The sequence below is a fragment of the Streptomyces sp. NPDC050211 genome (assembly GCF_040656035.1).
Classification (GTDB): domain Bacteria; phylum Actinomycetota; class Actinomycetes; order Streptomycetales; family Streptomycetaceae; genus Streptomyces.
The window spans coordinates 1-2,997 of record NZ_JBFALC010000161.1; the positions used below are offsets into that span (position 1 = coordinate 1).

Consider the following 2,997-nt stretch of genomic DNA (forward strand, 5'->3'; position numbering starts at 1 on the left):
GTGGCTGCGGCCCGGGCCCGCAGCCCGGTGCAGCGGTCGGCCGTCTGCCGCGGATGTCCGGCCAGCAGGAGCCTGCGCGCGGTCCGCAGCCGGGGCGCGAACAGATCCGGGCACGGCGAGGGGGGCGCGTGACGGGTCATGCCCGCCAGTGAACCCGCCCCGGTGCGGGCCGGCCCTGCGACTCCGGCACGACTCGAGCCGCTCTGTGGCCGGCCTGGATCGCGGTGCGGCGGGACGGATGAAGTCCGGTGCACTGCAGCGCGCCCCGAAAGGGGCGCGGGGAACTGCGCGACCGGCCCCCACCGGCCCGCAGACAAACAACCGCCCCTCCAGCGGAGCGCTGCGGCGTTCTTCGAGTGAGGCTTCACCGGTTCTCCGGCGGCGCTTGGGACGGTGACCGGCAGTCCCCCTCGTCCGTCGTCAGGAGGCCGTCCATGACCGCGCAGGTGTCGGAGCAGTCGCCGGTGCGTGCCGCGCCCGGGCCGCGGGTGCGCAGCCGGGCGCGCGGCGCCGCCGCGCTCGCGGTGATCGCCGGGTGCAACGCGATGATCCAGCTCGACGACCCGATCGTGAACATCGCGCTGCCCGGCCTGCGCGAGGGACTCGGGCTGTCCGCGGTGGGCGCCTCCTGGGTGATCAACGCCTATCTGCTCACCTTCGGCGGGCTGCTGCTGCTCGGCGGCCGGGCCGGGGACATCCTGGGCCGCCGCCGGGTGTTCATGACCGGGGTCGCCCTGTTCACGGCGGCCGCGGCGCTGCGCGGCGCCGCCCAGTCCGGCGAGTTCCTGGTGGCGTTGCGGGCGGTGCAGGGGGCCGGCGCGGCGCTCGCGGCGCCCAGCGGGCTGGCCCTGCTGCTGAGCACCTTCGCGGAAGGCGCCTCCCGCAAGCGGGCGATCGCCGTGTGCACCACGGTGGGCGCCGTCAGCACCGCGGGCGGGCTGCTGCTCGCGGGGGCGCTCACCTCGCTCAGCTCCTGGCGCTGGGTGCTCTACCTCGACGTGCCGCTGGGCCTGGCGATCGTGGCGCTGGCGCCGTTCGTCCTCGACGAGACCGCCCGCCACCGCGGCCGCTTCGACCTGGCCGGCGCGCTGCTGTCCGCGCTGGGCTGCGCCTGCCTGGTGTACGGGCTGGCGCAGGCCGCCGAACGGCCCTGGAGCGACCCGGTGGTGGTGGGCTGCGTGCTCGGCGGGGCCGTCCTGCTCGCGGTGTTCGCGGCCGTCGAGCGGCGCGCGGCGCAGCCGATCGTGGTGCCGCGGCTGTTCGCCGACCGCGACCGGCGCCTGGCCTACCTGGGCACACTCGCGGTGCCCGGCGCGCTGATCGGCACCTACTTCTTCCTCAACCAGTACTTCCAGGGCGGGCACGGCTGGTCGGCGCTGACCACGGCCTGGGCGCTGCTGCCGCTGCCGGTCACCATGGCGGTGACGGCGGTGGCCGCGGTGCGTCTCGAACGCCGTTTCGGCGCCCGCCGGTTGTGGGCCACGGGTGCCGTGCTGCTGGTGACGGGCAACCTGTGGCTGTCCACGCTGTCGGCGGGCGACGGCTATCCGGGCACGGTGCTGCCGGCGCTGGTGCTGCTCGGCGTGGGCATGGCGTGCTGTGTGCTGCCGCCCACCGTGCTGGCCACCTCCAGGCTGCGCGGCGACGAGGCCGGCGCGGCCGCCAGCATGCTCAACGCCGTTCAGTCGCTGGGCGGTTCGATCGGCCTGGCCGCCCTCGTCACGGTCTCCTCGCACAGCGGCTCGATGACGGGCGGTTTCGCCACCGGGGCCGCCTTCGCCGGCTGCGCCCTGCTGGCGGCCCTGTTCCTGCGCCCCGCCGGCCAGGCCGCTCAGCGGCGGTAGGGGCCCGCCGGTAGGGCCCCTATCCCCGTGACGCCGCCGCGGGCGGGCTGCTGCGGGCAGGCGCGGTGAGCGGTGGCGTGGCCCGGGTTCAGCAGGCGGCCCTGAGCGGGGAGGCCTGGAGGTTGCGGTGGATGTCGAGTGCGGCGGTGGACTTGTTGAGCGTGATGTAGTGCAGCCCGGGCGCCCCCTCGGCGAGCAGCCGGCCGGCCATGGCGGTGGCGTGCTCGACCCCGATCCGGTGCCCGGCGGCGGGATCGTCGCGGGCCGCCTCCAGGCGGTGGGCGAGGTCTTCGGGGAAGGCCGCGTGGGACAGTTCGGCGAAGCGGCGGATCTGGGTCACGTCGGTGGCGGGCATGATCTCCGGGATGATCGGTATGTCGCAGCCCGCCGCGGCCACCCGGTCACGCAGCCGCAGATAGTCCTCCGCCCGGAAGAACATCTGGGTGATGGCATAGTCGGCGCCCGCCCGGCACTTGGCCACGAAGTGGCGGATGTCGCTGTCCCAGTCCGGTGAGCGCGGGTGCCGCTCGGGGAAGGCCGCCACGCCGATGGTGAAGTCGCCCAGGGACCGCACCAGTTCGACCAGCTCGATGGCGTGGGTGAAGCCGTCCGGGTGGGGGGTCCACGCTCCGCCCGGGTCGCCGGGCGGATCGCCGCGCAGGGCCAGCACGTCGCGGATGCCCGCGTCGGCGTACTGGCCGACGATGTGGCGCAGTTCGGCCGCGGAGTGGCCGACGGCGGTGAGATGGGCGACGGGCCGCAGCGTGGTCTCGGCGGCGATACGGCGGGTGACGGCGATGGTCCGCTCGCGGGAGGAGCCGCCCGCGCCGTAGGTGACGGACACGAAGTCGGGGCGCAGCGCCTCCACCCGGCGGATCGTGTCCCACAGGGTGCGCTCGCCCTTGCGGGTCTTCGGGGGGAAGAACTCGAAGGAGAAGGTCGTCACGGCCGTCCTCCCGCCGCCGGCTGGCTGAGGGCGGGGGCGAGCTGCCCGGCCGCCTCGGCGCCGTACGCCTGCTCGGCCGTATGCAGCAGGTGCTGCGGGTCGATGCGGTAGGTCTGCGGGCCGGCCGCCGCGAGTGCCTGCGCGGCGAGCACGCAGCCCAGGCGGGCGGCGGCGTCCCAGGGCAGCTGGCGGGCGAGGCCGGCCAGG

At 75.7% G+C, this 2,997-nt stretch carries 2 protein-coding genes and 1 pseudogene; 1 reads left to right on the forward strand and 2 read right to left on the reverse strand.

Annotation, left to right across the window (positions count from 1 at the left end; all coding sequences use genetic code 11):
• Nucleotides 1–434: 434 nt before the first annotated feature.
• Nucleotides 435–1,844: an MFS transporter gene (locus AB0I98_RS49625; protein WP_362953100.1), complete on the forward strand. Its 1,410-nt coding sequence runs from the start codon at nt 435–437 to the stop codon at nt 1,842–1,844.
• 88 nt (nt 1,845–1,932) lie between these two features.
• Here AB0I98_RS49625 and metF read toward each other — a convergent pair whose 3' ends face one another.
• Nucleotides 1,933–2,790, reverse strand: coding sequence for a methylenetetrahydrofolate reductase [NAD(P)H] (metF, locus tag AB0I98_RS49630; protein WP_362953102.1), 858 nt, complete (start codon nt 2,788–2,790; stop codon nt 1,933–1,935).
• A pseudogene (locus AB0I98_RS49635) lies at nt 2,787–2,997 on the reverse strand (carbohydrate kinase family protein); the annotation flags it as partial. The gene metF and the pseudogene AB0I98_RS49635, both read right to left, overlap by 4 nt.